This is a genomic window from uncultured Campylobacter sp. (assembly GCF_937890585.1).
GTDB lineage: Bacteria > Campylobacterota > Campylobacteria > Campylobacterales > Campylobacteraceae > Campylobacter_A.
In genome coordinates, this window is sequence record NZ_CALACG010000096.1 from 1 (window position 1) to 2,097 (window position 2,097).

General features: G+C 42.4%; 3 protein-coding genes. All 3 read right to left on the reverse strand.

All coding sequences use genetic code 11. From position 1 onward, the window contains the following. Window positions 1-165 precede the first annotated feature (165 nt). From Q0296_RS02685 to murC, 3 genes are read right to left on the reverse strand one after another with little or no spacing between them, the layout of a single operon-like run. Complete coding sequence (locus tag Q0296_RS02685) at window positions 166-510, reverse strand: hypothetical protein (protein WP_298036232.1); 345 nt, start codon at window positions 508-510, stop codon at window positions 166-168. Further along, entirely contained in the window at window positions 504-821 is a 318-nt protein-coding gene (locus Q0296_RS02690; protein WP_021087459.1) for a hypothetical protein, read from the reverse strand. Before Q0296_RS02690 ends, Q0296_RS02685 begins: the two co-directional genes overlap by 7 nt. Beyond that, on the reverse strand, window positions 821-2,095 hold the full coding sequence (gene murC, locus Q0296_RS02695; RefSeq protein ID WP_298036236.1) for a UDP-N-acetylmuramate--L-alanine ligase: 1,275 nt from the start codon (window positions 2,093-2,095) through the stop codon (window positions 821-823). The genes Q0296_RS02690 and murC overlap by 1 nt, the downstream gene beginning before the upstream one ends. Between the last annotated feature and the right edge of the window lie 2 nt (window positions 2,096-2,097).

Here is a 2,097-nt window from a genome sequence, read left to right on the forward strand (position 1 = left end):
CTTTTATCTCGTCAGGTGCCTTAAAATCATACTTTGAAAGCTCGTTTATATTTTCAAAGTGGATTTTGCTATCGCCTTGTAAAAATAGCGGTTTTTGCCTTGCTAAAAATGAGTTAAATTTATCCAGATACTCGCCCAGATCGAGCTTTAAAAATATCTCTTCAGTCATTGCTCGCAACTTTTTATAGGCACGATGAGGCCTGAGAGATCACTAAATTCTCGCTTTGGCAAAAATGACGCCGTGCCAAATTCGTAGTTAAATTTCTCAGCGCTCACGTTGTATTCGCCACATTTTAGTATTTTACCCTGTTTAAAGTCTGTCACTAGTTTTGAGATGGCGTCCTCGTTTTTTGATAAATTCTCTTCATAAAAATATACACAAACAAGAATCGCTACAAGCACCGCGCTCACGGCTGCTTTGATGGTTTTGCTGATCTTTTCATCTTTTATCGCCCAGATCGCTCCAAAAAGTAGCATCACGCCGGCGATTATTATCAAATTTCTTACCATTTTACGCCTTTATACTTTGCGATGAGCTCTTTGTAAAGCTCTGCATGAGGCTTGATCTTTTCTAAAATTTCAGCTCTAACCTCGCTGATATCTTGCTTTTCAACCAGCAAGCAAACGGCCAGATACGGGGCATTTGGCAGCATATCTTTTATCTGAGCGCTATTTAGCTTTTGCGACCTTGCAAGGGCTATCAAGATATCTTTTTTGCCTAAATTTATAAGGCTTGAAATTTCATCCTCGCTTAGCTCTTTTTCTTTTATCTCTTTTAAAATTTCATTTTCATCTTGAGGCTTGAAAGTGCTTAGATCCATTAATATCCACCTCTTAGCTGCACGCTGATATCGCCCGCTCCAAAGCCAACTACGATGCCGTCGCTTAGGCGGTTTTTCACGCCAAATTCATCTATAAATTCTATGCCCTCTTCAACCCTCTCGACCTTGTCTGTAAAGATTGGGTTGTACTGGCTAAATTCGCTCTTCATATCAACTTCGATCGGATTTTCTCCAGCTGCATAAACTGGCAAGATAACAAGCTCATCAACGCCCTCAAAGCACTCTTTAAAGCCAGCTAAATTTGTGCTAAGTCTTGTGTAGCGATGTGGCTGAAATATCGCTGTGACGCTGTTTATGCCTAAAATTTTGGCGTATTCAAAGACTGATTTTAGCGTCGCTTTTATCTCGGTTGGATGGTGCGCGTAGTCGTCAATAAGGATAAAATTTTTGTTTGCACAAAGTATGTCAAAACGCTTTTTGATGCCTTTAAAATTTAGTAAATTTTCTCTTATGTCTTTAAGCGGCGTCTCGTGCATCGCAGCAAGGATAGCCAAAGATGCGTCTATGGCGATGTGCTCGCCCATGCCAAAGGCTTCAAATTTGCCTAAATTTTTAAGGTTAAAGCTAGTGTATGGCTGATAGTCTCTTACAACCATCGTAAGCTCGGTGATATCGGTGCTTGGGTAGAGCCTGATCGCATCAAGCTTAAGCGTGCTCAAAAACTCGTCCTCAGCGTTTATCACCCTAACTTTCGCGCGCTCCAAAAAGCCCTTGTAAGCTGCGTAAAATTTAGCTAGATCGTAGTCGTAGTGCTCCATATGCTCTGGCTCTGCGTTGGTGACGATGGCTAGATAAGGATTTGAGTTTAGAAAGCTTGAGTCGCTCTCATCAGCCTCAAATACGACGTTGTCGCTTTTGGCGTAGCGCATATTTGAGCCAAACTGCTTTGAGATGGCGCCGATGATGACTGAGCCTTCAATGAGGCTTGCTAGCATCGCTGAAGTCGTACTTTTGCCGTGCGCGCCAGCTACTGCAAAAACGCACTTATCTTCAAGCACGTAAGGCAAAATTTCTTTTCTAGAAAAGCACTTTATACCCTTTCTTCTGGCTTCCACTAGCTCGATGTTGTCCTCTTTTATCGCGGCTGAATAGACCACAAAGTCTTGGTCTTTTATCGCCTCTTTGCAGTGCGGCGTGATGACCTCGATGCCTTCATCTTTTAGTTCAAGCGTCGTCTTGCTCTCTTTGATGTCGCTGCCGCTTATCTTGTGGCCTTTTTCGTGTAAAAATCTAGCGATGGCCGAGATGCCTATAC

What these genes read in the sequence shown, in the direction of transcription:
- Q0296_RS02685 (WP_298036232.1), bottom strand. Translation starts at nt 510, where the DNA reads ATGGTAAGAAATTTGATAATAATCGCCGGCGTGATGCTACTTTTTGGA.
- Q0296_RS02690 (WP_021087459.1), bottom strand. Translation starts at nt 821, where the DNA reads ATGGATCTAAGCACTTTCAAGCCTCAAGATGAAAATGAAATTTTAAAA.